Source organism: Bacteroidota bacterium (genome assembly GCA_016711505.1).
Lineage (GTDB): Bacteria > Bacteroidota > Bacteroidia > AKYH767-A > 2013-40CM-41-45 > JADKIH01.
Map to the genome: position 1 here is coordinate 184,478 of JADJSV010000017.1, position 25,711 is coordinate 210,188.

Sequence of the window (25,711 nt, forward strand, 5' to 3'; positions counted from 1 at the left end):
TCTTCGGAAATTATTCTACTTTAGCGACATCATTTGATGGCCACAGTCGAACAACATATCTCCGAATTGCTTTTTGATCACGATTGCGTGATCGTTCCTTCTCTGGGAGGTTTTCTGGCTTCGAATCAGAATTCAATGGTGACATCGAATCTGGTGCTTTTTCCGCCGTTCAGGAAAATTGCTTTTAATGTTTATCTGAAAAATAACGACGGACTTTTAGCGAATCATCTGGTCGAATACGAACACATTTCTTATCAGCAAGCTTTAGTACAGATTGAAAAATTTGTTGCTAACTGTATGTCGGAGATGAATTCAGGGAAGAAAATATTTCTCAATACAATCGGAACTCTTTATTTCGATAAAGAACACAACATTCAGTTCGATGCTGCACGGAATTCAAATCACCTGAAAGACAGCTTTGGAATGGATGCTTTGCAACTGACTCCAATTAATCGCGAGAACGAGCCTGTTGCAAAACCTAAACCGGTTCTTACTGAGATCCGGAAATCTGTGAAACAACCTCGTCCGGAAACTCAACGCACCATTTCACCACGATTGAAAAAAAGTGGAATACTTGTTGGAATCGTTGCTGTTGCTGCTACTGCACTTTGGTTCTCATTCAACTTATATCTTGTAAATCCAAAGTCATACGAATCTGCTTCTTTAAGTCCGTTCGACAGTCAGACGATCTCTTTGAAGATCAAAGACACAAGCACGATGCCGACTACCATCAAACAAGAAGAGCCGGCAAAAGCAGAAACTGTGTATGTTTCCAATGCAACTCCTGAAAAAACGGATACACAAATTGCGGCTGTTCCATCAAAGCCGGAAACTGTCGTTCCTGCAAAACCTGAAGTTGTTGCCCCTGCTTCCCCATCAGCAGATCTCCACCACTTTGTTATAGCCGGAGTTTTCAAAATCCACGAAAACGCCCTTTCGCAACTGGATCAATTACAGAAATTGGGCTTTAAAAATGCTGCTGTTACTGAAGCCAATAATCGCTGGTATGTTTATTATCAAGGCTTTGAAAAGCGCTCTGACGCAATTGCCCTCAACGATAGCCTGAAAAACAGCGATCTGCAAGGCTGGGTCTGGAATTATTAATTTTCCCGCACAACTCTATTTATATTTGTTACTACGCAAAAAACTATCAATTTTGCAGTAGCAGTTTTACGCATCATTTATGAGTAATTTACGTCAAGGGTTAAACCAGAAACTTCTTCAGAAATTATCACCGCAACAAATTCAGTTGATGAAATTGTTGCAGATCCCTGTTGCAAATCTTGAACAACGGATCAAAGAAGAAATGCAGGACAATCCTGCACTTGAAGAAGGTGCCGATCAGGAAGAAGATGAATACGATACAGATGCTGACGATGATACTTCAAATGATGATGACGAAGAACTGAGTGAACGCGAAGAAGACATCAGCATCGACGAATATTTAGTCGACGACGAAATTCCTGATTACAAAACTTCTGTTAACAATTCTTCACCAGACGATGAACGACGGGAAATGCCTTTGAGCACACAAGGCAATTTTCAGGATCAGGTACTTGCACAACTTTATCTACTCGACTTTGATGACCGTGAATATCATATTGCCGAACAACTGGTCGGTAGTATTGATGACGATGGTTATCTGCGTCGTGAGTTAACTGCAATCGTCGATGATCTTGCCTTTTCACAAAATATTTCTACAACAAAAGAAGAATTAGAAAAAATTCTGACAGCAATTCAAACACTCGATCCTCCGGGTATCGGTGCACGTTCATTGCAGGAATGTCTGGAGTTGCAACTGGAAAGAAAAGACCAGAAGCGTGAATCAATCGTTCTTGCGAAAAAAATCCTGAACAAACAGTTCGACGAGTTTTCGAAAAAACATTACGAAAAAATTTCGCGTGAAATGGAGATCACTGATGAGCAATTGAAAAAAGCCATCGATGAAATTCTTAAACTTAATCCTCGTCCGGGAAGTGCAGCTAATCAGGGACAGCGATCTATTGAACATATCATTCCTGATTTCATCATCAACAATACCGATGGTGTACTTGAACTTACTTTGAATTCGCGGAATGCTCCTGAGTTAAGAATGAGCCGTGACTACAAAGAAATGCTTGATCATTACAGCAAAGACAAGAAGAATGTAAAAGCAAATAAAGATGCCATAAGTTTCGTTAAACAGAAACTGGATTCTGCGAAATGGTTCATCGATGCATTGAAGCAACGTCAGCATACACTTTTTCAGACGATGCATACGATCATGGATTATCAATATGAATATTTCCTCGAAGGCGATATGCGTAAACTGAAAAAGATGGTACTTCGTGATATTGCTGAAAAGATAGGCATGGATATTTCTACAGTTAGTCGTGTAGCGAATAGCAAATATGTGCAAACCCCATTCGGAACTTTTTTACTGAAGAGTTTCTTCTCTGAAGGATTGTCTACAGAAAGTGGCGAAGAGGTTTCGAGTAAAGAAGTGAAACAGATCCTTACAGATTGTATCGGTGCAGAAGATAAACGCAAGCCATTAACTGATGATGCGCTCACAAAGATCCTGAATCAGAAAGGATATAATATTGCCCGGAGAACGGTGGCAAAGTATCGCGAAATGCTGGATATTCCCGTAGCGCGATTGAGAAAAGAACTATGAACAAAAAAGTTGCTCAATTTTTATCGGTTGCACTACACCCTGTGCTCATGCCGACCTATGCTTTACTTTTCATTTTCCAGAACAAAACTTTTTTCTCCTACTCTATTCCCTATCATGCAAAACTTGCACTTTTTCTGATCATCATTCTGAATACACTTATTTTTCCTGTACTGGTTTCATTTATACTGGTTAAAAAAGGAGTGATCAGATCTTTTGAAATGGAAAAAAGAGAAGAACGATTGATTCCCTTTGCAAGTAATTTATTATTGATGATGGTTGCAGCATATCTGATCAATGCATTGCGATTACCACAGGTATTCTTTCAACTGATCTTAGGTGCGATTGCTTCAGTTGCCATTGCTATCACGATCAACTTTAAATGGAAGATCAGTATTCATATGATCGGTGTAGGTGCAATGGTGGGAACGCTTTTCGGATTGTCGACTTTTATGCTTGTCGACTTACGATTTCCAATTATCTTGTCATTCTTTGTTGCAGGTTTACTTGGTTCTGCAAGAATGACTCTGAGGGCAAATAGTGCGGTGCAAATTTACCTGGGGTTTTTGATTGGGTTCTTTTGTGAGTTTCTTTTCTTGAGCTTGTAAAAAATAAAACACTAAGATCACTAAGTTTTTGTCACAAGAACACAAGTGATACTCCCTTTGTGCTCTTGTGACAAAAACTTAGTGATCTTAGTGTTAAAATTTTCCCCTTCTAAAATGTAAAGGATATCCCCACATTCAACGGCGTCAACTCCGGTCCTTTATCTTTTTTGAAAACATCTACAAGTGAATAGTATCCTGATAATGCAACACTACCATAACCGATTCTTCCTGTAACTCCGTATTGAAAATAATTCAATCCTATCATTCCATACGATTTGAATTTTCCGGATCTGTCTTCATATTTCGTATGTGACTGAATCAGATAACCACCTTTTAATCCGGCAGCAACTTTAAATCGTTTTCCTTTATCATTCTCATTAGTCCTTGCACGAAGTTCTAAAGCGAAGTCGATAAAGTTCAATGAAAGTTTATTTGTTTCAAGATCGAATGAATCAGGAACAACTGCAAAATTATTTCTCTTCGCAACATCATCATAATAAAAAACTGCATCAGTATGAACATTCTGAGAACTGATACCAAATCCATAGCCTAATCCAAAATGTCCGGCTTTGCCCATTTTTTCTTTCATGATCAAAAAACTAAATCCTCGTGAGCGAAGTGGTTTCGCTTCGATGGTAGAGGGAAGATTCATCCAGTTGTCTGATGTGATTGAAACGATAAACAGATCGTCAGCTGCTGCAATTTTTCCTAACGCACCGGGCATTGATGATGATGGTGCAGGAGTTTCCTGTGCGTTGGTCGACAGACTAAAGATCACAATAGCTGCCAGACTGAATAATTTTTTCATAATGTATAGTTTGTTGTTTGCTTAAAATTCTTGTTGCTTTTGGCAAAGACCAGGCCGAAATAAAATTGACTTATCCGAATGTAGTAGAAATTTAAAAACGAAAATGATGATGAACAATAAATCATTTCAGTAGAGAACATTAATTTCTTTAAAAAAAACGGGTGTAGCCTGTAATGACTACACCCTTACGTGGGCCCTGATGGAATCGAACCATCCACCCACAGATTATGAGTCTGTTGCTCTAACCGAATGAGCTAAGGGCCCGGTAAATTTTGGGTGACAAAGGTATCTTTTAAGGGGAATAATTACAAATTGTGTAGTTCTTTTTGTATCAGGTCAGGTCAAAAGGGCAAGGGTCAAAGGTCAAGGGTTAAACTTGTACTTCTTAATATTCAAAATATTGGTAATCAGATTATTGTTGAATAATTGTTGTTTCCCGGATCAGTTTCTTATACATATATATATGTATGAACTTAAAACTGGAAGATAACTCCTAAAGCCGGAGTGAAATTTTTGTCGACGTTTTCGAGCAGGACCGGAATGGCATTGGAGCCGTCGGATCTCAGAGGATTTCCATCTGTAGTTTCAAAAGCAGTATTATCTGCATTTCGTTTGAATGTATAGTAGTCTTTTGAAACAGACTTTGACATTAATGCATTTTGAAAATCGAGATAGATATTCAGTGACGTCCGTTTAAAATTGAACTTCTTGTCAATACGTACATCAAGTTGATTGAATGCAGGCAATCGTTCACTATTTAATTTTGAATAATCAGATACTCCTTGGCCTGTGATCGTATATGTTTTCTTCGATTCATCGAGATCATAAGGAGTATAAGGTGCTCCTCCTGATAAACGATATTTCAAACCAAGCTCCCAGCCTTTTTTGAATTTTTTACCTGCTATCAGCGAAACTAAATTTCTTGTATCCCAACTTGAGGCAACATATTTATTATTGAAACCGGAAAATTGAGAATAGAAAAATGTAAAGGAAGCTGTAACATAAAAATCCTTCTTTAACTTTTGTTGAACAAACAATTCAGTTCCGTAACTGCGACCTTTGCCCTGACTTGATACCGCCTCATTTCCTATCACACCAAAATCATTTCCGAGATTGGCCAGTGAGATTGCTGAAGCGCGTGATACAGGATAATTATCATACTTTTTATAAAATCCTTCTACTGTAATTCGGAGAGAACTTGTCGGAAGAATCTCGAATCCGCCGGCAAGGTGATCGCAGATTATATTCTGTGCTCTTGAATTTTCCAGATTGCCCAAACTGTTTCTATATCCCAATACAGTATACGACGGCATTTTAATATAACGACCAACGGTTGCATTGATATTTACTTGTGGCGAGACTGAATAAGAAGCTGTAAAGCGTGTAGAAAAACTTTCTTCAAAATAAATTTCTGTTACTGGAAAGCTATTAAAGTCAAGCCTTACTCCCAGCGTCATTGAAAGTTTTTCCTGAAACATTTTCTTACTGACCGATCCGAAAGCACCATACTTTATAAACTCGATGGCAGTATTAAATCCTGTAAATACCGCAGGAGAAATAACCGTTCCGTTAGAATCAAAGACTTCATTAGCGACCTTTGCAAAAAGATCATTATCATACTTTACATACTGAAAACTTGCGCCATAAGAGAACTTCCAGTTACGAATCAGTTTGTTGACATCAAGTCGAAGTTTATTTTCGATCTCATTGGAATTAGAACGAAAAGTTCGCTTACTCTCATTTCCGAAATCAGCATCGGCAAACTGATCTAGTTTGTTATTAAACATATTTCTGCTGATCGTAAGATTGTAATAACCGTTTTCAAATAAATGTTTGAGAGTAAATCCTACAGTATAATTCCATTGACTGATCGTTGGATAAGAACGGATGATATACTCCTTGGTTGCATCCGATTTTTTAGGAACTGCAAATGTAAACTCATCGATTGCACCTAGTCCAATCGCCGTTAAAGATGTTTTCTTATTGAATTTATGTGTGACCTTATATTGAAAATCCCAGTAGTTCGGCCGAATGGGCAAATCGATTAGCTGAAAAAAATATTGCAGATACGACCGACGCGCAGAAGCAAGGTACGTTGTCTTTTTGCTAATCGGACCTTCCATTGACAACGCTAATTCTGTACTGCTCAACCGAACGTTTCCTTCTGCCTTTTCAGGATTACCATCTCGCTGTCTTATCTGAAGAACTGAAGAAAGTACATTATCATATTTAGCTGCGAAACTGCTGGTAGAAAGCGAAACATCTTCGATAAAAGATACATTTAAAATTCCCTGTGGTCCGCCGCTACTTCCTTGTGTAGAGAAGTGATTGATCTGCGGAACTTCCACTCCATCCAGATAATATACATTCTCACTTGGTGCGCCACCACGGATGATAAGATCATTTCGGGCAGCATTTCCGCCGGTACCCCCAACACCCGGAAGAGCTTGAATCACTTTTGAAATATCATAATTGCCTCCTGCATTATTTCTGATCTCTTCTGCCGATAAACTTTGAATTGACAAAGGTGATTCCAATTGCTTACCAAATGTGGTTGCAGTAATATTTACTTCTTTCAGTTCTTGTGAGGAAGGTTCAAGCAGTATATTCAATTCATTTGAATTTCCTGTTGTGACTACAATGTTATATAGCGTCTGACTAACATAACCAAGTAAGCCAATTCTTATATTATATGATCCCGGGGGGATGTTTTCAATCTTAAAACGACCGTCAACATCGGTAACAGCGCCAATTTGTGTTCCCTCTATCTGCAAGGTGACACTGAATAATAGCTCTTGTGTATTCCTGTCTTTCACTGTTCCAAAAATCTCACCTGTACTTTGAGCATGTACTATATTTGATAACACAAAGAATGTGACTAAAAGAAATCGATTGATCATATTGGATGGCATAGAAACCTGAACAAATGTAGAAGAAAAAAGTTTGGACAATATTCCCACAATTCATGGGAAATTAACAAGAAAAGTTAACCTTTGCACTTTATGAAGTTCACGCTGATCGCTATTATTTCCATCTTTCTTATCTCCTGTTCTCAGGAGAATAAATCTTGTGGCGATTTTGACTTGAACCAAACATATGAACAGATCAAACTTCCCGTCGCGCTCAAAGAAATTTCGGGAATCACATTTTTAAGCAAGAATAAGATTGCCTGTGTTCAGGATGAAAAAGGAATTGTTTTTATTTACGATATACATAAGGATAAACTAAAACAATCTATCGATTTCGCCGGTGATAAGGACTATGAAGCAATTGCCAATGTAAATGATACAATATATGTTCTGAGAAGTAATGGGGATATTTATGAAATCGATAATCTTGAATCAAGCGAAGTCTCTTCGATTACACATCATACTTTTTTATCAAAAGTAAATAACTCTGAAGGGATGTGTTTCGATTCTAAACATTATCGTCTGCTGATTGCCTGCAAAGGCAAACCCGAAAAAGGAAGTGCAAAGAAATACCAGAAAGTTGTTTATTCATTTGACCTTTCAACAAAAACTATGTCAGAAGAACCTGTACTTGTAATAGATCCAACTTCTATTATAGAAATGGCTGACCAGTCAGCTTCAAATTCGTTTTTTGGGGAATCAAAGAATGTTGATCAATTTGATCCGGCTGAAATTGCCATCGATCCAAAAACAGGAAACTATTTTGTTCTTTCTGCTGTAGGGAAAAGACTTGCCGTTTTTTCGGAAAATGGTATGCTACTGTGCTCAGTAAATCTGAATCCTGACATTTACAAACAACCGGAAGGACTTGCTTTCAACTCAGAAGGCGATTTGGTGATCTCTGATGAAGGAAAAAATTCCAAAGGGAATTTGGTGGTACTGAAAAGGATTTCTAATCAATAACGAATAACGGATCACCACTGTCCTATATAAATATTTTCATATGAAAGTAATTTCCCGCATTCAAGCCGTTACTTTCAATTTTTCTTTTTTTGTTTGGCCAAAAAAAGAAACAAAAAAAGGCCACCACGCGCACCAAATCATTTGAAATCTTCGATTATTGGTTACATCCCTGATTCAACTTTTCAAATGATTTCGCGCAGCGCGTGGACTCCACGCACAAGAACTGCTTTATCTCTGATTCAAAAAGATGTATGTCAACAAAATGAGGGGGCTTGCTAGAAATTTATTTTGCGAACAGTTGGTAATAACGAATAGTGAATAAATGAAAAATGGAGGGTTTGGATGTGGCATACATATGGTAAATAGTATACGAATTCGAATCTCTAAATACGAACAAAAAAATTGAAACACATGAATAAATCAATCCACAAAAATCTGATTCTCGACCTTGGTGGAGTGATACTGGATATAAATTATCAGAATACGATTGATGCATTTAAAGCTATTGGGATTGAGCAGGCAGAGACTTTGTATTCACAGCAAAGCCAGAATCCACTTTTTGACTTGCTGGAAAAAGGAATGATAAGTGAAGGCGATTTTTTTTCTGAGCTTCGGAAGTTAAGTAAGACAGACCATAGTGACGATGTACTCCGCAAATGCTGGAATGCAATTCTTGTCGGACTGCCGGAGGAAAATCTGAAAACACTTTATGAACTCAAGAAGAACTACAGACTTTTTCTTTTAAGTAATACCAATTCAATCCACGAAAGTGAATACCGGAAGATGATCATCATGCAATACGGGTCATTTGTGTTCGATGATATTTTTGAAAAAATGTATCTCTCACATCATATTCATCTTCGCAAACCTTCAAAAGAGATCTTCGAATTTGTTCTCAACGACAGCCATCTGAATAGAGAAGAGTCTTTCTTTATTGATGATTCCAAACAACATGTTGAAGGGGCGAGAAATGCAGGTATTGAATCGATATTAATGCCGGGGGGGAAATTATTGAAAGATGTAGTTTAAAATTTTTAACACAGAGAAAAAGGAGAAAAAAAATTGAGGGAATAGAGATTGCTCTGTGTTCTCCCTTTTTTCTCCTCTTTCTCTGTGTTTAAAAAATCTAACTCAAAATCTCCTGACACAACTCCACCAATACACCATTTGTAGATTTAGGATGCAGGAAGCAGATCAATTTATTATCTGCGCCCTTTTTGGGAACATCCGACAATAATTCAAAGCCTAAATTTTTAAGTCGTTCCATTTCCTTTACTATGTCATCGGTTTCAAAGGCAATGTGATGAATACCTTGTCCTTTTTTCTCAATAAACTTTGCAATCGGACCGGAATCTGAAGTCGATTCCAGTAATTCAATTTTTGTTTCTCCTGTTTTAAAAAAAGATGTTGCAACATTTTCGCTTTCAACACTTTCAACTTTGTAATTTGAAATCCCTAACAAGGCCTCGAAAAGTGTGTTTGCACCTTTCATATCTTTGACGGCAATGCCAATATGTTCAACTCTTAAGATCATCTTGAAATTTTAGATATGTTCTGTTCTGGCATTTGGAATATTTATAGTGAAAGTCGTACCTTTGCCAACTTCACTTTCAAAACTAATATTTCCCTTCATTTTTTCCAAAGCATTCTTTACAATAAACAATCCTAATCCGGAACCTGTCGAATCAGGATGTCCGCGATAAAACATTTCAAATACTCTGTCACGAATTCCTTCCGGAATGCCATGACCATTATCGATTATCTGTAACTGGATTCCATTATCATGCTTCTCCACTTTGATCTTTACATGAGGACTATCCTGATTACAGTAATTGATAGCATTATGGATCAGATTTTGAAACACAGACAAAACCAACACTTTATCTGCTTTCAGTTCAAGTAAATGATCAATCTTCACTTCAAAATTAATACTTCCGAAATCAGGAAGATGCCGAAGTGAATGCAGAATATCCTGGACCATCGACATAATATTGATCTGTGAAAGTTTGCTCGTCCCTTTTCTTGTCCGCGCAAGTTCAATCAGATCGAGTAACGTCCTGTCAAGTCGTTTTACACTTGTCTCGATCATTGTAAAATACTTTTCGTTCAGCGGATCCGAATTTTCCAGCCGCGCAAGATTCACAATTCCCATTACACTGGCCAACGGACCTTTCAGATCATGTGATGCTTTATAGAAAAAAGTATCCAGCTCCTGATTGGTTTCTACCAGTTCCTTTTCTGTTTTCTTCCGGTCTGTAATATCTGTTTGTACTCCCCAGGTTCTTATCAGGCAACCATTTTCTACAACACCAATATTGTTATTCAACATATACCTGACAGCACCTGACCTGTCGAGTTCTTTAGATTCTGCATTGCTGATCCTGTAATTATTCAGGACAAAACTCTGCATCAGTTCGCGGGTGCGTTCTTCATCGAAATTATTTTCCATGTAATAAAAATCCCGGATGCGACGACCGATCAGGTCAGTGGAGATGTTATGTCCATACATTTTAGACATGAAATCGTTGCATTCAGTAATGATTCCGGTATCCAGTAAAAGATCTATTTGTTCAGACACGGGCAGATTGATCGGTATTGGTTGCCTGTATTCGGCACGCCAGATTCCAACTGCACTTTGATCAATGAACGTTTTATATCCCTCTTCTCTTTTCTTCAGTAGTTCTTCAATCTCTTTCAGACTTGTTATGTCAGTATAAACGATCATGCAACCATTTCTGGAACCATCTTCATCATAATAAGGAGATCCTACCAGTTGAACCCATACTTTTTTCCCATTTTGCTTTTTCATGACAGCTTCTGTCTTGATTGTGCGGCCTGACAAAAGATTTTCGAATTCATTACGAACTTCCTTTGCATTGATGATCGGTTCGAACAGCGCTTCAAAAAGCTGATTCTCCAATTTTTCTTTGGGTATATCTGAGATCCGGGTAAATCTTTCATTCACGAAAGAGATCAGATTAGATTTATCAAGATAAATAAGTCCATCGTTCATATTTTCGACCAGAGAAACATATCGTTGCTCCTGTTTCTTGATCTCTGACTGATATTCACCTTTCCTTTTCAGAATCTCTTCGGAAAGAAATGCGCCTGAGTACAAAGCAACGATTGCAATTGCGAATTCCGGTTTCCATTGACCTGAAAGAATCATCAGCGCCATTAAAAGTGTGGTGATGACGAAAATAAAGAACAAACTTTTGTAATATCGATCAAATACAAGGGAAAAAGTAAAAGTTGAGATCGATAAAGGCAAGAGTATTGTGATCTCAAAGTCCCGAACGTATGCTACATATGCTGCCCAGAAGTGTAAAAGAAAGATTGAGGCAGTAGTGAGATTCATAAAATTTCTTCTGTACCATTCAGAATAGAATGATAAAAAGTAATTTGAAGTCAATATCATTGAAACAGCAAGTCCGGATGTAAGAATATATCCATCATGATATGAAAATTCAAAAATGAAACCCAATAACGTGACGAAAATGGAGCTGAACACATTTAGCAAACGCAAATTCCGCATTTCTTTCTTGCGAATCTTATCGTTGAAGTTGGTTAGCATTTAATTTGGGGATCTATTGCGATCAAAATTATCAATTTTATCGTCGACTGAATTTCTGAATGGAATCTTTTGTAAGATTTGGTAAAATGTTATATCGTTTTAGCTTACTTCGGCAAAAAGGTTCGATATGTAGCATCATTTTTTTCATTTCATATCGTTTCGAAGACATATTTTGGAGAAAAGTTGACGTCCGATTTTGGAAATCTTCCGTCTTTTTGGTCAAAGAGGCAAAAATCAAATTGTTAATAACGTTGATTTTTTTTCGATATCGAAGCACATTTTTTTTTGTTCAAGAAAAATAATTTTAAAAATATTTTTTGTTGAATGCTCTGAACAATGCGCCAACTGCAGCTTTCAGGGCATCGTTGTTTTTTCAAAATAAATTTTTCGCAAATCAAAATCAAAAAAATGAGGGTCTCAGAAATCAACAATTAATTGTGCAAAAAAAAATCCCAAATGTTGTTGTAACCTTTTTTTATTTATTAAGTTTGAGTAGTCATTAAACAAACATAAAATTAAAAACTATGGCAAAAGCAAAAAAAGCAGCTAAGAAAAAAGTTGCGAAAAAAGCAGCAAAGAAAAAAGTTGCTAAGAAAAAAAAGTAAGCTAACGCTTCCCGCACTAAAAGCGGTTATCAAAAGTCCTTCGCTCTTCATGATCGAGGGACTTTTGTTTTAAAGACCATTCCATTTCCAATCCAAATTCTGCCGAATATGCTCCGCTGGTCAATTGAAATTATCCATCTCGATTTAAAATATACCTGGAAAATCTCGCGAAATGCAACAGATTTCAAGAAAAACATAATCGTAACGGTTACCGATGGAAATATTTCCGGCAAAGGAGAAGGTGCTCCGAATGTCAGGTATGGTGAATCTGCAGAAGCCTGTGTTGAAGAATTCAATCGGTTCGTTTCTGTTTTGAAATCAGATTCAGACCAGCTCACATCTATTCATAATGCAATAAAGTCCGTTTCTGTTTCGCATGCATTGTCTTTTGCTATTGAATCTGCCTGGTTTCATTTTCAATCTCTCAAGGAAAAGAAAACCGTCTCCGAACTTCTCAATATTCCAAATCCAGGTCCTATCTCCACATCTTACACCATTCCAATTATGGAAACCGGTGTATTGAAGAAATTTTTTCTGGAAAACAACCTGAATCGATTTCCTTACATTAAACTAAAGGTCAATGCAGATGATGCATATGACTCACTGACTGAGCTCACCTCATTTTGCAACCTGCCAATCATGGTTGATGCCAATGAAGCATTCACAGACGTTGAGAAGTGTATCCTGTGGCTTGAAAAAATAAAAAAGATCCCGCTTGTATTTGTTGAACAACCATTGCCGTCTGAGATGAAAGCAGAATCAGAATATCTGAAGCAACATTCACCTTTTATTATGATGGCCGACGAAGCTGTTACTGATTCGGCAGATTTTTCTGAACTGAAGAAATCATTTGACGGCATCAACATGAAACTGATGAAAGCCGGTGGATATGTCAATGGATTGCGATTGCTTAAAGAGGCCCGTCAGCATCAGATGAAGACCATGATCGGGTGTATGGTGGAAACTACTTTAGGAATTTCATCGGCGATGAACTTGTGTGCAATGACAGATTATGCCGACCTGGACAGTTTTATAATTTTGAAAGAAGAACCTTTTGGTTTGATAAAAGAAGAAGCCGGAATTCTATACCAAGTTCAAAGTTCAAGGTTCAAGGTTCAAAGTTAGCTTCGTAGTCACCAACGAAGCCAACTTTGAACTTTGAATTTTGAACTTTAAGAATAAATCACTCAAACTTACCTTTGGCACATTTTTCTAATTGAAGTTGTTTTTGAACTTCATGCCGGAAGGACCAACAATCGTAATTCTTACAGAAGAAACTGCCAAATTTACCGGCAAGAAGATACTTGCGGTTAAGGGGAACAGTAAGATCGATCAATTACGACTGGTCAATAAGAAAGTCATTGCTTTAAAAAGCTGGGGCAAGCAATTTCTCATCTGCTTTGACAAGTTTACTGTCAGAGTTCATTTCTTAATGTTTGGATCCTATCTGATCGATGCTGAAAAGGACAGAGAACCACGTCTTAGTTTAAAGTTCAGGAACGGTTCGATCAACCTTTATTCGTGTTCGATCAAAGTCCTGGAAGGAAATTACAAAGAACTCTATGATCTTTCAGGAGATCTGATGAGCAAGAAATGGGATCCGAAAAAAGCCAAGGCAAAGCTTAAAAATATTCCAGATGAAATGATCTGTGATGCTTTGCTGGAACAAGACATTTTTGCCGGACTTGGAAACATTATTAAGAATGAAGTTCTGTACAGAGTCCGGCTACATCCTGAATCTAAGACAGGAAAAATTCCTGATACCAAACTTAGAACTCTGATCAAAGAATCCAGAAACTACAGTTTTGAATTTCTGAAATGGAAAAAGAAATTCGTGCTGAAGAAACACTGGCTTGCACATACTAAAAAGACCTGTTTAAGATGCAATCTTCCTTTTACTAAAAAGCAAACCGGAGTTAAGAAACGAAGGAGTTTCTATTGTGAGAATTGTCAGAAACGATATAAATAATGCTAGTCAAATTTTTTCTTGATATAATCAACTAAACCTGTCTCTTCCAGTCCTTCAATATCGCTGAGTTCAAGTTCAAGAGCTTTTGTACTTAACTGGATTTCGAGTAGCGAAACAATAAGAGAAGCTGTAAAGAGTATCAATGAAACCGCGAATGAAAATTTGGCAAGTTCCATATGGCCTGAATAAATCAGAAACATTGTAACAATGGCCAGTAAAATACTTAATGAACCCAGAAATTGCATGTTCTTGATCAATCGAAGTCTGTATCTCAGACTTTTTATCTGGCCATGAATGACGACATTCCTTTCATTTGCATTATAACGTTCATGCAAATTTCTGATCCGGTTAGAAATTGCCAGAAACCTGTTTCCATAAGCAAGCATGATCAAACTGATGGCCGGAAAAAGTAAAGCAGGGGTGTTGATGCTGATTTCCATGGGTTCGGAGTTGTGATTTGGTGAGATGATGATTCGAAATTAGTAAATAGAAATTAGAATAATGGCGCTTATTTATTTCCCGCAGAGATGCGCAGAATTCGCAGAAAAACCGCAGAGATTCCTGCGGAATGTAAATATTTATTTTTGTCTAACACAACAAAAAAAATCTGCGGTTATTCTGCGTTGTCTGCGTTTTCTGCGGGAAATATTTCTGTCTTTAAGAGTCAGAAGTTTTTTACTGTGATGGATATATTACTGTTCCGACCTTTGTCATCACTACATGAAATCTTTACCTTCCCTTCTTCAGGAATGAAAAAAACATCTTCGCCGGCATTTGCGGCCTTATAAAAGCGATCATTTATATACCAGAAGATCTGACTCACATCATTTGAAACAGTTGCTGCTAATAATAACTGTGGCGGATGTTTTTCGTCGCGTTCAACAGTGTATTCTTTTTTATTCAACAGAGAGGTTATCCGCGGTTCGTGCTCAGAAAAAACTCTTTCACATTTAGGATTGTGAGGTGGAATTTTACGGTATGAAATTTTTTCAGATTCGTAATAAGAAATGATGTCGGGATTCAGATTCGGATATTCTGCAGTCTTAAAACCATTTTCAGGAAGACAGGAGGTGCAATAGGAGAAAGAAGAATCTGCTGTAATAAATACTTTCTTCAGATGATTACACCTGACAACAGAGGTTACTTGCGGGATATAATAGTCAATCACACGGTTCGTACAATTCTCTTCAGGGAGAAGACCTGTTTCGGAACACACTAACCGAAAATCAAGTTCGGCCGGTGGAATCAATCTGCTCTTTCCTGAATTGTAATCAATCGTATTGAAAAGTTCAAACAAAAGTGGTGTGGCCATTTCTGCTCCTGTGAGTTCCGGAACTCCTTCTCCGGAAAAATTTCCTATCCATACACCAATGGTATAATCACTATTGAATCCAATGCTCCATGCATCTCTCCTTCCATATGACGTTCCCGTCTTCCATGCGATCTTTGGAAGATGCATGGCAGAACTTGCAACTTCTGCCGGCATTTCAGGGCGGTTCACTTGCGATAATATATCAGCTGTCATATAAGATGCAGAAGGGGTCATCAATTGTACCGGTGCATTAATTGTATCTGACTTCAGATAATGCGGGCGGAAAAATTTTCCGGCGTTTGCATACGTACTGAAAAGCGCCGTGAGTTCTTCAAGTTTTACACCGCATCCACCCAATATAACTGACAATCCGATCGAACCTTCAGAATGCAACACTTGTCCAAAGCCGGCAAGTTTCATTTTATCTGTAAGGGATTTCAGTCCGATCATATTCAGCGTTTTCACCGCCGGAATATTCAGTGAGTTGGCTAAAGCATGTTCAACAGTTACATTGCCATTGAATTTTGAATTGTAATTTTCAGGTGCATAGCCATCATAGTTCACAGGAACATCAGCGATCATTGACTTTGGCGTCAACAATCCATCGTCAAATGCAATTGAATATACCAAAGGCTTTAAAGTTGAACCCGGCGAGCGGACAGCTGTCACTCCATCGACCTGTCCACTGTGTAACATATCATTGAAATCAGATGAACCCAGATAAGCTTCTATTGAATGCGTTCTGTTGTTCAACACAACAACAGCAGCATTGTAAATTCCATAACCGTGTAGTCGCTTTGAATAATTCGATGCGATCTGATTCAATTGTTGCTGATGGTGAAGATTGATCGTTGTCTTTACAATGGGAAGATCAGGATACTGAACATGCATCCGTAAAGAAAAGTGGGGAGCCAATCGCGGGAGTTCTGAACGTTTTGCATCGATGGGCTCTTTCAGTGCATCTTCAATCAATTCATCAGAAAACAATTTATCATGCTTCATTCTGCTCAACCATTTGTTTCTTGCCTTTACAAGTTCACCTGTGTTTGCACCGGGTCGTAAAGTACCCGGTCGGTTTGGAATGATTGCCAGTGAAACTATCTGAGCCAATGACATCTTATCCGGATTCAGGCCAAAATAAATGAGCGATGCTGCTTTAATTCCTTCGATGTTTCCACCGTAAGGAACAAGATTGAAATACATATTCAGAATCTCTTCTTTGGAATATTTCCATTCAAGTTGAAATGAACGGAACATCTCAGTGAATTTATTCAGATAAGTTCTCTTCTGTGGATATAACAAACGCGCAACCTGCATGGTGATCGTACTGGCACCGGAAGTTCGTTTTTGGTAAACAATATTGTTGAACGCTGCACGTATAATTGCAACAGGATTCACGCCGAAATGATAGTAAAAAAACCGATCCTCTTTATATAAAATTGCCTTACGTAATTGTTGATTGATCTCTTCCGATCGAACAAGCATGCGCCATTTCTCATCGTCACTTAAAAAAGCATACATTAAAGTGTTGTCTGCTGCGAGAATCTGCTGCGAATATGGAATTTTTTCACGGACAGGGAAAATTATATTCATCAGAAAGAAAAGGAAGAACATACCGAATGCGGTCAGGAGAATGAACTCTCCCCAACCGGCTAACTTTCTGATTAGTTCTTTCCTTTTTATCATCCTCTTTAGGTCAAAGGTCAAAGGTCAGGCAACATTCGACAGTCTGCTCACTGCACTAACCTTTGACACTTGACCTTTGACCCCTTTTCAGAAACTATCGCACAATTATCGTCTGCGCCCCATGGTACGAATGATACTCTCCATTATACATTGCATCGGCAGATACCGGTCCCATTTTAAATGTTCCTGTTGAAACGGCTCTGACCAGATAATAGAATGATCTCGGTTTTGGTTCTGCGTGAGTGAAGAAAGTGATCCTGTCATCACGAACATCCAGATAATCTTCGAATGCCTGATCTTTGATCCAGTTCATATCTGCTACTTCTCCAATCCTTGAATTTTCAATTTCAAAACCTGCGGGAAGTATATCGGCAAGAGCGATGTTCTCAACTTTCGAACGCTCCATATTTTCCAATGTAAGTTTCACTGCGATCAGATCACCTTGTTTTACATTCGAAGGATTGATCGGCTGACCAAATCGGTTGAAGAATGATTTTCTTGCTTTTATGAATTTGTCTTCTTCTTTCACATCACCTTTTGCATTCATACCACTGACTTCTCCGAAATAATACAATTTACCATTTCCGGTAATATTGACATTGATATTTTTCCCGGCAATTCCTTTCTTTAAAACCAATTCAGGTCCGTTGAAATTACCTATTGTCTTTCCATCGGCCGTAATAGTGGCTGTAACTTTGTCCTGAGAAATTCTCCGCATGAATTTTCCTAATGCAAGGAATGAATATGCCGCTTCCTGAGTATTCAGGTAATCGGTTTTGTTCAGTTGTTGTGAAAGATGACGAACCATAATTGGGATCTGGATGTTATCCGGATCTACATCAAGAAGAACGTTTAAAGCAAGTGCTTCATCACGCAGATAAGAATAGAAACTTCCGTCGAATGAATGTTTCGACTTTTCTCCGTCAAATGATTTAGGAAGAAGCTGCTCGTATGTTTTTCTTTCACCAATTGCCAGATATGTACAGGCAAGCATATACCTAGAATCAAGAGCAAGCATTTCGATCTGCGATTTATAGAAATTCATTGAAGCAATGTCAGCCTTACCATACAAAGCAAGTAAGTACAAAGAATAAATATTTTCTTTCTTGTAGATCTTCTTGATCTTTCCAACATTCATATAGTCCCAATAGTAATAATCATTCTCTACCTGATGTTCTTTTACTTTCTGTCCCATATAAGCTAAACACCGGTTAATGATTTCCTGATTCACTTCATAACCTGCTTTCTTTGACTCTACAAGGAAATGAGTTGCATAAGCTGTTCCCCACCAGCTTTCATACGTTCCGCCCGGCCAGTAGCTGAGTGAACCATTGTACAATTGCATTCCTTGTAGTTTTACAATTGCAGCTTGTACATTCTGAACCGGACTCTGTCCGCGATTATTTGCAAATTGCATGTTCTTTACAAGTTCAGAAAAATAGATCTGCGGGAAGGCTGTTGAAGTTGTCTGTTCAACACAACCGTACGGATAACCGATCAGATAACTGAGTTGTTTTCCAAGTCGCATCATCGGATTTGCACTTATGGTTAAAGTTGCAGATGCAGAAGAAGGAATAAATTCATGCTGCAAAGAAATGGCTCCTGTTCCTGAGATTTCTCCATCCAGACTTTTCTTAACCAAAGTAGTTGCAGGACGAATTGTAATATCAGTACTGTCGGTAAACGTTTCGTTCATTGCAGTCACCGACACTACAATTTTCCCTACTCCCATTGCTAAAGGTGCAACAATAGAAAATGTAACTTTCTTTTCACTGTTCGCAGGGATCACACAATCTTGTTTTGCCGGGCCATTGATCGATAATGATCCTGTAACTTTTACCAGTGCACTTGCATTCGCAGGTTTGTTTGTAGTATTCGTAAGTGTAACCGGCATGACAAGTGAATCACCAGGTGACAGGAAACGCGGAATCGACGGACTGATCACAATTGGGTCTGCAACTTTTATGTGCTTATCGCTGCTTCCAAATGAACCTGCTTTATAGGCACAAGCCATTACTCTAAGATCACCGGAAAATTGAGGAATGTCTATCGAATAAGATGCTTCTCCTGCTGAATTAGTTTTCATGATTCCACTCCAGAGTGATACCAGCTTCACGCGTTTATTTGTCAACGGATTCACCCGTTTATCCATTGCCATTGCCATCTTCATATCCATATCACCTCCAGTAGAAGAACGGCGAAGCTTCAGATCCGGTAAAAGAGATGCATACACATCATAACCATCAACCATCAATGCTTTCTTCTGATAAAAATAATTGTATGGATCTGGAGTAACGTATCTGCGAAGTGCAAGTATTCCTTCATCCACAACAGAAACCGTAAATTCGGAATTAGGAACGCTCTTCAATTTGATCGTCTGCTTTGTGCGGCTTCTTGAATTTGCAACGCAATTAATATCTACTGCCAAACGATTACTTGCACGTTCAACTTTTAGCGGAAGAAATCCATGAGCCACTGTCAAAGGAATTGAACCATCATCAACCGGTCTGAATAAAGTCGCTGTTACATAAATATTAGGCAGGTAATTTTCCTTCAGAGGTAATTCAATAAAGCATGAACGATTTTCTGTTTTTAAATAGCGGGTTTCAATGACCTTGTCACATTCAACAGTGATCAGAACTTTTCCGTTGAAAGGCGTCTTAAAGATCAGCTTTGCCTTATCGCCTACTTTATACGCTTCTTTGTCAGCCTGAATATCAATCTGCCCTTCCGTATTCACTTCAAAAGAAGTATTGTTTGTGAAGCCCCATCCATATGCATAAAACTGACTTGAAACATAACGGCTACTTCCGGGTTTCTGAATTCTTATTTCATATTCTCCTGATTCACGAGGAACATAAGAAAAATTATGTCCTGATGCAGGAAGAGCGATCACCTGATCAGCAAGCAAAACTTCTTTCTTCTTGGAAATGTAATGATATCTGCTACCATACGAATCTCTCTCCAACGATGAATACCAGTCATATCTTACGATCTGTACTCTGGCTTCTGTTGCAATACTTTTTCCGTCCTTATTGGTAGCAATTAATGGAATAATAAATTTCTCACCACGATTCACATAGTAATCATTCATCTTTATTCCGAAAAATTCTTTCTGAGTAAAAATCGGAAACGATACTGCACGATTTACCGGACGACCTGTTTCATCAGTAACGGTTGCAAATGCTTTTACAGAAAGTAATCCCTGATCACTCCACTCTTCAGGAGCAGTGAAAACTTCTGTTGCATTCCCTTTTGCATCAGTTTTACCCTGACGTAATCCACCTGTTTCAAATGGTGAAGCATTTTCAGTCTTAATGCTGAAATTATATTGCGGAAAACTTTTACTGTAAAAATTACCACGATCAACCGTAAACTGCAATTCGTAATTCCTATCGCTTGCCGGGGGACCAAACATATTTGTTGCTGTAATAGTTGCTTTCAAACTATCGCCAACAAACATTTCAGTTTTTGTCAATGCAAGTTTAACATCAATTCTGTCCGGCATAAATTCTTCGATGGAAATTTGCTTTGAATTAAGCAGGACATCATTTGCTGAAAATATTTCAGCAGAATAACTTCCTGTCAATGCAGCTTCAGGAATAAATATTGAAGTTTCATAAGCTCCTTCTTTATTCAGTTTCCCACGAATGGTTTTAAATTCCTTTCCATCCGGTGCAATGAGTTTGATCTTCACAGGAACATCTGTCAATGCTTGCCACTGTTCTGTTCGGATCACTGTATTCAAATGGATCGTTTCGCCCGGGCGATAAATATCACGATCGCCATAGATGAATGCCATCAACTGCGACTCATTTACTCTTCTTCCACCGACTTCAAAACGTGAAGCATCGACACGCGTATCAGAGAAGAGTACGTAATTAAAATCTTTGTCGATAGAAGCCGTAACCATAGAAGGTACAAATCCCTTTCCTTTTGATTTCAGGTCTTTGAAAATTGCGATTCCATCACTGCCGGTTTTTACAGTTGCTATTGTCTGATTATTTGTACTCACAAGATTTACAGCAACACCACTCATTGCTTCTGCAGTCTTGATTGAGTTTGCAAAAACAAAAACTTCATTGTCGACAGCTTTAACGATCAAGCCAATATCAGAAACAGAAACAAGTTTTGTTGCTTTCACCCATTGATCTTTCGATGATGATGCTACGACAACATAAATTCCTTTGTAAGTTGAAACATCATCAAAAGACAAGTTGAGTAAATGAATTCCATTTAACACTGCAAGGTCTTTCGTTTCATAAACACGATCAACGATCTTGTTTGCATACCTTTCAATGTCATATGTATTGTAAGAAACTCCTGAATTCATGTATTCACCTTCGTCGTCATAATAGCCATCGCTATATCTTCCTGTACGCAGATAATGCTGAATGTTATTTTCAAAAATGCGGTAGATCTGCACATTTACTTTTGGCATATTCACAACATTCAATGCAAGGTTTCGTGTACCTTTTGAAGTCATATAAATTCCCTTCTGATTTACAAAAGAAATTGCCGGCTCCATTTCTCCGAACGAAACCTGAGTACTGTATTTACTTTCAAGATTTCCACCAAGAAAACCTTTCAGCTTTTCGCTTATGTCCAGTCTGTAATTTGAACCACTCACAAACGGACCATTAATATAAAATCCGCTGAACCCTTCTTCAACAGTAAATTTTATTGCCGGATCGAATGAAATAGCGGCTTGAGCAGTTGAAAGATCGATCGACTGTGTTGTAAAAATATGAATGCGTGCCTGGAGATCTTCGTATTCTGCTACTGCATCTGTGATCTTTAATTTGTCAGGCGAAGGAATTGACAATGATTTTTCGAAAGCAGTTGTCGTCATATATTTACTATCAACCATCCGCAGACCTTTTTCTATCACAAATTTCAAAGGCAGTTGTTCAGCTACTTCAGGAGAAAGATTATCAATAACCACTGTGATCACTTCACCGGGTGCAGACGTTTCCATCTGATATGCTGTAAGAGCATCTTTCATTGTGATCTTCAGCAATGACGACAACATTGTCGGGTCTACTTTATAATTGAACTCTATTGAAATTTTCAAAGCAGCTTTTCCCGGATGATTTGCAGATGCAGCCCAATACCCATTTGCATTGGTCATCTGTAGATAAGGTGTGTGAAAAGCGATCTTACCATCATTCACTTCAAAAGCATTCCCTGCTTTTTTCGCTAACGACTTCTGAAGTTGCATCGTATAATCTGTTGCAGCTGCAAATCCCACTGAAGGTGAGAAAACCAACTCAGATGCAGAAGTCCACCGGAACTTTCCGGCAACCTCAGGAGTGAATTTTATAAATGGAATGGTGTCCCACGATTCTAAAAGCGAATCAGCAACAATCGGCCGGTTAAAAGTGAAAACTAAATTTTGCTGCAGCTGCACTTCCTCACCGAAATTCCTCGAACTGATTTCAATTTTATTCCGGTTTGAACATGAGACTAGCACGGCAAAGAGAATTACAATGCCAATTTTAGAAATGGTTTTCATATGTGTGGTTGGGGTTAGCTTTTGCAAAGCGAAGTACGATAAAATCTTGAATAGAATGAATTAAATTGAACAGAGAACGGTGGATTTTGACCTATATTTTTAAGTAAACCAAATTATTACCTGTCTGCCTAATATCCAAAAAGATTCCTAAAGGAATGACAGTCTAACCGTTTATATTTGCTGAAAGGGATGAAAAAGAAAAGTGCGTCTTTGGTGCACTTTTCTTTTTCATCCCTTTCAGCAATATCGCCAATCTACGATCGTCATTCCTTTAGGAATCTTTTTGGATTTTGGTCACTATTCTAAAATGCACAAGTTCAATTTTCCCGTTCGTTTTTTATTTTTCAATACTTACCTCGATAGCCAATTCTTTCAGTTGCTCATCTGAGATCCGGGAAGGTGAATCAATCATCACATCGCGTCCTGAATTATTCTTCGGAAAAGCGATATAATCACGGATAGAATCAGAGCCACCGAACAAAGAACACAACCTGTCAAAGCCAAAAGCTAATCCGCCGTGAGGTGGAGCTCCGAATTCGAAAGCGTTCATAAGGAAACCGAATTGTGCTTGTGCATCTTCAGGAGTAAAACCAAGAATGGAAAACATCTTGCTTTGGAGTTCCCTATTGAAGATACGGATCGAACCACCACCGATCTCCACACCATTGATGACAAGATCGTATGCATTGGCGCGGACTTTTCCGGGATCAGTATCTAACAAAGAAATATCTTCCGGTTTAGGTGAAGTGAATGGATGATGCATGGCATGCCAGCGTTTTGCATCGTCGTTGTACTCAAGTAATGGAAAATCCAGAACCCATAGCGGACGGAAAACATTTTTATCGCGAAGCCCTAAACGGTTTCCCATTTCAAGACGCAATTCGCTCATTGCTTTTCTCGTCTTCGAATCATCGCCTGCAAGGACTAAAATTAAATCACCGGGAGCTGCATTGCATTTTTCTGCCCAGACTTTCAGATCTGTTTCAGAATAAAATTTATCGACTGAAGATTTTAAAGTTCCATCACCATTGTATCGAAGATAAACCAGGCCGGTTGCTCCTATCTGCGGACGTTTCACCCAGTCTGTAAGTTCGTCGAGTTGCTTGCGTGTATAAGATGCACAGTCTTTCGCACAAATAGCGATCACCGATTCTGCATCGTCAAACACTTTGAAATTTTTTCCTGAAGTTGCAGATTTGACATCAACAAATTTCATTTCAAAACGGATATCAGGTTTGTCATTTCCGTAATCGCGCATGGCCTCCGCAAATGTCATGCGTGGAACTTCACCAAGCTCAACATTTTTCACATGCTTGAATAAGTGAAGAATCATTCCTTCGAATGTATTGAGAATATCTTCCTGCTCGATGAAACTCATTTCACAATCGATCTGAGTAAATTCAGGCTGACGATCAGCGCGAAGATCTTCGTCGCGGAAACATTTTACGATCTGATAGTACTTATCCATTCCTGCAACCATTAGGAGTTGCTTGAATGTTTGTGGTGATTGCGGCAATGCATAGAATTCACCGGCATTCATTCGTGAAGGCACAACAAAATCACGAGCACCTTCGGGAGTTGATTTGATAAGCACCGGTGTTTCCACTTCAATAAATTCCTGGGCGTTAAGATAATTTCTTGTCTCTGCAGCCACTTTTGCACGTAGCAACAAAGCTTCTTTCACAGGATTTCTGCGAATATCTAGATAGCGATATTTCATTCTGATGTCGTCGCCACCATCAGTATTTTCTTCAATTGTAAAAGGCGGAGTTTGCGCTTTATTTAAAACAACAACTTTGTCAACGATGATCTCAATTTCACCTGTCGGAATATTGAGATTTTTATTACTTCGTTCAGCAACTTTTCCTGTCACTTGCAAAACAAATTCTCTTCCGTACGAACGCGCTTCTTCACAAATTGCAGCATTGGTTTCCATATTGAAAACTAATTGAGTGATGCCATAGCGATCGCGAAGATCAATGAAAGTCATTCCACCGAGATTCCGTGAACGCTGAAGCCAGCCGCAAAGAGTTACATTTTGTCCGATGTGCTGCATTTTGAGCTCACCGCAGGTGTTGGTACGAAGCATACTTTTGGTTGTGAATTGCGAATTTAGGAAAAATAGTGAGTAGTAAGTAGTGAGTAGTAAGTAGCACAACTTTCAAAATTCTAAAATTTGCCATTTATCTGCCTTAATACTAATTGGTTAACAAACCCTTTAAAATCTATTTTAAAAGTTTAGCACTCAAACCAATCCGAAATCCGAAATTCGAAATCCGAAATAAATCATTCAAATAAATGGTATTAGATAACACCCCCGAACATTTCATGCGTGAAGCCTTAAAAGAAGCGCAACTTGCTTTTGATGCTGATGAAGTTCCGATCGGCGCAGTGGTCGTGCATGGAAACCGGATCATTGGTCGCGGACATAATTTAACTGAACGATTGAATGATGTGACTGCTCATGCAGAAATGCAGGCCTTCACTGCTGCAGCAAATTCTGTGAATGGAAAATATCTGACAGATTGTACTCTTTATGTAACAATAGAACCATGTGTAATGTGTGCCGGTGCTTCGTACTGGACACAGATAAGTAAAATTGTTTATGGTGCGAGAGATGAGAAGAGAGGGTTTCAGAATATTTCAACTTCTATTTTACATCCGAAGACGGAGTTGGTAGGTGGAGTTATGGAAGATGAATGCAGGGGGTTGATGCAGGAGTTTTTTCGCTCGAAACGGTGAGTCGTGATTGGTAAGAGGTGAGTAGCAATGTATTTTTGCTTATAAGTATTTATTTCATTTTACCTATTGATAGTATGAATTCGCCAAATACTGGAATTTGGAATACTATTTCATTGTTACATTTGAATAAATTGTTTGAGATGAAAAGAATTTGTTTGATGATTTTTTTATTGTGGAGTGCACCCGCTTTTTCACAAGACACTTTTTTTAGAAACATTTAATCTTCAAAACAACGGGCAAGCTTTTTTCATGAAACAAACAGAAGACGGAGGTTTTTTCTAATTGGAAATGATTTATTCCCTGCAAGTTATTTTTATACAAAAACTGATTCCCTTGGAAATATCGAGTTCAGCAAAGTTATTGCCGC

Annotated in this window: 16 protein-coding genes and 1 tRNA gene; 8 read left to right on the top strand and 9 right to left on the bottom strand. The window is 38.3% G+C overall.

All coding sequences use genetic code 11. From position 1 onward, the window contains the following. The first annotated feature begins 36 nt into the window (after window positions 1-36). The 3 genes from IPL24_14395 to IPL24_14405 all read left to right on the top strand — a co-directional run bounded on the left by IPL24_14395 (window position 37) and on the right by IPL24_14405 (window position 3,261). The gene (locus IPL24_14395; protein MBK8364800.1) at window positions 37-1,104 is read left to right on the top strand and encodes an SPOR domain-containing protein; all 1,068 of its coding nucleotides are present in this window, start codon (window positions 37-39) and stop codon (window positions 1,102-1,104) included. A gap of 79 nt (window positions 1,105-1,183) precedes the next feature. Then, window positions 1,184-2,656 (top strand): RNA polymerase factor sigma-54, encoded by a 1,473-nt coding sequence (rpoN, locus tag IPL24_14400; GenBank protein ID MBK8364801.1) that lies wholly within the window; start codon window positions 1,184-1,186, stop codon window positions 2,654-2,656. Then, window positions 2,653-3,261, top strand: a complete 609-nt coding sequence (locus IPL24_14405) for a hypothetical protein (protein MBK8364802.1) — start codon at window positions 2,653-2,655, stop codon at window positions 3,259-3,261. Before rpoN ends, IPL24_14405 begins: the two co-directional genes overlap by 4 nt. A 109-nt stretch (window positions 3,262-3,370) precedes the next feature. Here IPL24_14405 and IPL24_14410 read toward each other — a convergent pair whose 3' ends face one another. From IPL24_14410 to IPL24_14420, 3 genes are all read right to left on the bottom strand, one after another. Continuing rightward, a complete protein-coding gene (locus IPL24_14410) occupies window positions 3,371-4,069 on the bottom strand; it encodes a PorT family protein (GenBank protein MBK8364803.1) in 699 nt (232 codons plus the stop codon). 190 nt (window positions 4,070-4,259) lie between these two features. After that, window positions 4,260-4,333: transfer RNA gene (locus IPL24_14415), tRNA-Ile, on the bottom strand. A 209-nt stretch (window positions 4,334-4,542) separates the two neighbouring features. Beyond that, the gene (locus IPL24_14420; GenBank protein MBK8364804.1) at window positions 4,543-6,969 is read right to left on the bottom strand and encodes a TonB-dependent receptor; all 2,427 of its coding nucleotides are present in this window, start codon (window positions 6,967-6,969) and stop codon (window positions 4,543-4,545) included. 102 nt (window positions 6,970-7,071) lie between these two features. On the opposite strand from IPL24_14420, the gene IPL24_14425 reads away from it, so the two are divergent. Both IPL24_14425 and IPL24_14430 read left to right on the top strand, forming a co-directional pair. Beyond that, window positions 7,072-7,941 carry an SdiA-regulated domain-containing protein gene (locus tag IPL24_14425; protein ID MBK8364805.1) on the top strand — a complete coding sequence of 290 codons (870 nt, stop codon included), beginning with the start codon at window positions 7,072-7,074 and terminating at the stop codon, window positions 7,939-7,941. Window positions 7,942-8,352: 411 nt separating this feature from the next. Beyond that, a complete protein-coding gene (locus tag IPL24_14430; protein ID MBK8364806.1) occupies window positions 8,353-8,970 on the top strand; it encodes an HAD family phosphatase in 618 nt (205 codons plus the stop codon). Window positions 8,971-9,067: 97 nt separating this feature from the next. Here IPL24_14430 and mce read toward each other — a convergent pair whose 3' ends face one another. Both mce and IPL24_14440 read right to left on the bottom strand, forming a co-directional pair. Continuing rightward, the gene (gene mce, locus IPL24_14435; protein ID MBK8364807.1) at window positions 9,068-9,475 is read right to left on the bottom strand and encodes a methylmalonyl-CoA epimerase; all 408 of its coding nucleotides are present in this window, start codon (window positions 9,473-9,475) and stop codon (window positions 9,068-9,070) included. A gap of 9 nt (window positions 9,476-9,484) precedes the next feature. After that, the gene (locus IPL24_14440) at window positions 9,485-11,515 is read right to left on the bottom strand and encodes a PAS domain S-box protein (GenBank protein MBK8364808.1); all 2,031 of its coding nucleotides are present in this window, start codon (window positions 11,513-11,515) and stop codon (window positions 9,485-9,487) included. Between the two features lie 713 nt (window positions 11,516-12,228). Here IPL24_14440 and IPL24_14445 point away from each other — a divergent pair. Together IPL24_14445 and IPL24_14450 are read left to right on the top strand one after the other, a co-directional pair. Further along, a complete protein-coding gene (locus IPL24_14445) occupies window positions 12,229-13,245 on the top strand; it encodes a dipeptide epimerase (protein ID MBK8364809.1) in 1,017 nt (338 codons plus the stop codon). Between the two features lie 112 nt (window positions 13,246-13,357). Further along, a complete protein-coding gene (locus tag IPL24_14450; protein MBK8364810.1) occupies window positions 13,358-14,089 on the top strand; it encodes an endonuclease in 732 nt (243 codons plus the stop codon). Window positions 14,090-14,091: 2 nt separating this feature from the next. Here the strand turns inward: IPL24_14450 and IPL24_14455 are convergent, their stop codons facing one another. The 4 genes from IPL24_14455 to aspS form a co-directional block, all read right to left on the bottom strand. Then, entirely contained in the window at window positions 14,092-14,529 is a 438-nt protein-coding gene (locus tag IPL24_14455) for a DUF2721 domain-containing protein (GenBank protein MBK8364811.1), read from the bottom strand. A gap of 224 nt (window positions 14,530-14,753) precedes the next feature. Next, window positions 14,754-17,087: a penicillin-binding protein 1C gene (pbpC, locus tag IPL24_14460; protein ID MBK8364812.1), complete on the bottom strand. Its 2,334-nt coding sequence runs from the start codon at window positions 17,085-17,087 to the stop codon at window positions 14,754-14,756. A gap of 94 nt (window positions 17,088-17,181) precedes the next feature. Then, window positions 17,182-22,602: an alpha-2-macroglobulin family protein gene (locus IPL24_14465; GenBank protein MBK8364813.1), complete on the bottom strand. Its 5,421-nt coding sequence runs from the start codon at window positions 22,600-22,602 to the stop codon at window positions 17,182-17,184. Between the two features lie 337 nt (window positions 22,603-22,939). Further along, window positions 22,940-24,691, bottom strand: a complete 1,752-nt coding sequence (gene aspS / locus IPL24_14470) for an aspartate--tRNA ligase (protein MBK8364814.1) — start codon at window positions 24,689-24,691, stop codon at window positions 22,940-22,942. A gap of 209 nt (window positions 24,692-24,900) precedes the next feature. Between aspS and IPL24_14475 the strand changes: the two genes are divergently transcribed. Continuing rightward, entirely contained in the window at window positions 24,901-25,344 is a 444-nt protein-coding gene (locus tag IPL24_14475; GenBank protein ID MBK8364815.1) for a nucleoside deaminase, read from the top strand. Window positions 25,345-25,711: the final 367 nt, after the last annotated feature.

Excerpts from the sequence above, each read along its gene's own strand:
- IPL24_14410 (MBK8364803.1), bottom strand. The coding sequence starts at position 4,069 with ATGAAAAAATTATTCAGTCTGGCAGCTATTGTGATCTTTAGTCTGTCG.
- IPL24_14450 (MBK8364810.1), top strand. The coding sequence starts at position 13,358 with ATGCCGGAAGGACCAACAATCGTAATTCTTACAGAAGAAACTGCCAAA.
- IPL24_14445 (MBK8364809.1), top strand. The coding sequence starts at position 12,229 with ATGCTCCGCTGGTCAATTGAAATTATCCATCTCGATTTAAAATATACC.
- rpoN (MBK8364801.1), top strand. The coding sequence starts at position 1,184 with ATGAGTAATTTACGTCAAGGGTTAAACCAGAAACTTCTTCAGAAATTA.
- IPL24_14420 (MBK8364804.1), bottom strand. The coding sequence starts at position 6,969 with ATGATCAATCGATTTCTTTTAGTCACATTCTTTGTGTTATCAAATATA.
- IPL24_14430 (MBK8364806.1), top strand. The coding sequence starts at position 8,353 with ATGAATAAATCAATCCACAAAAATCTGATTCTCGACCTTGGTGGAGTG.
- mce (MBK8364807.1), bottom strand. The coding sequence starts at position 9,475 with ATGATCTTAAGAGTTGAACATATTGGCATTGCCGTCAAAGATATGAAA.
- IPL24_14465 (MBK8364813.1), bottom strand. The coding sequence starts at position 22,602 with ATGAAAACCATTTCTAAAATTGGCATTGTAATTCTCTTTGCCGTGCTA.
- IPL24_14455 (MBK8364811.1), bottom strand. The coding sequence starts at position 14,529 with ATGGAAATCAGCATCAACACCCCTGCTTTACTTTTTCCGGCCATCAGT.
- IPL24_14475 (MBK8364815.1), top strand. The coding sequence starts at position 24,901 with ATGGTATTAGATAACACCCCCGAACATTTCATGCGTGAAGCCTTAAAA.
- IPL24_14425 (MBK8364805.1), top strand. The coding sequence starts at position 7,072 with ATGAAGTTCACGCTGATCGCTATTATTTCCATCTTTCTTATCTCCTGT.
- IPL24_14405 (MBK8364802.1), top strand. The coding sequence starts at position 2,653 with ATGAACAAAAAAGTTGCTCAATTTTTATCGGTTGCACTACACCCTGTG.
- pbpC (MBK8364812.1), bottom strand. The coding sequence starts at position 17,087 with ATGATAAAAAGGAAAGAACTAATCAGAAAGTTAGCCGGTTGGGGAGAG.
- aspS (MBK8364814.1), bottom strand. The coding sequence starts at position 24,691 with ATGCTTCGTACCAACACCTGCGGTGAGCTCAAAATGCAGCACATCGGA.
- IPL24_14440 (MBK8364808.1), bottom strand. The coding sequence starts at position 11,515 with ATGCTAACCAACTTCAACGATAAGATTCGCAAGAAAGAAATGCGGAAT.
- IPL24_14395 (MBK8364800.1), top strand. The coding sequence starts at position 37 with ATGGCCACAGTCGAACAACATATCTCCGAATTGCTTTTTGATCACGAT.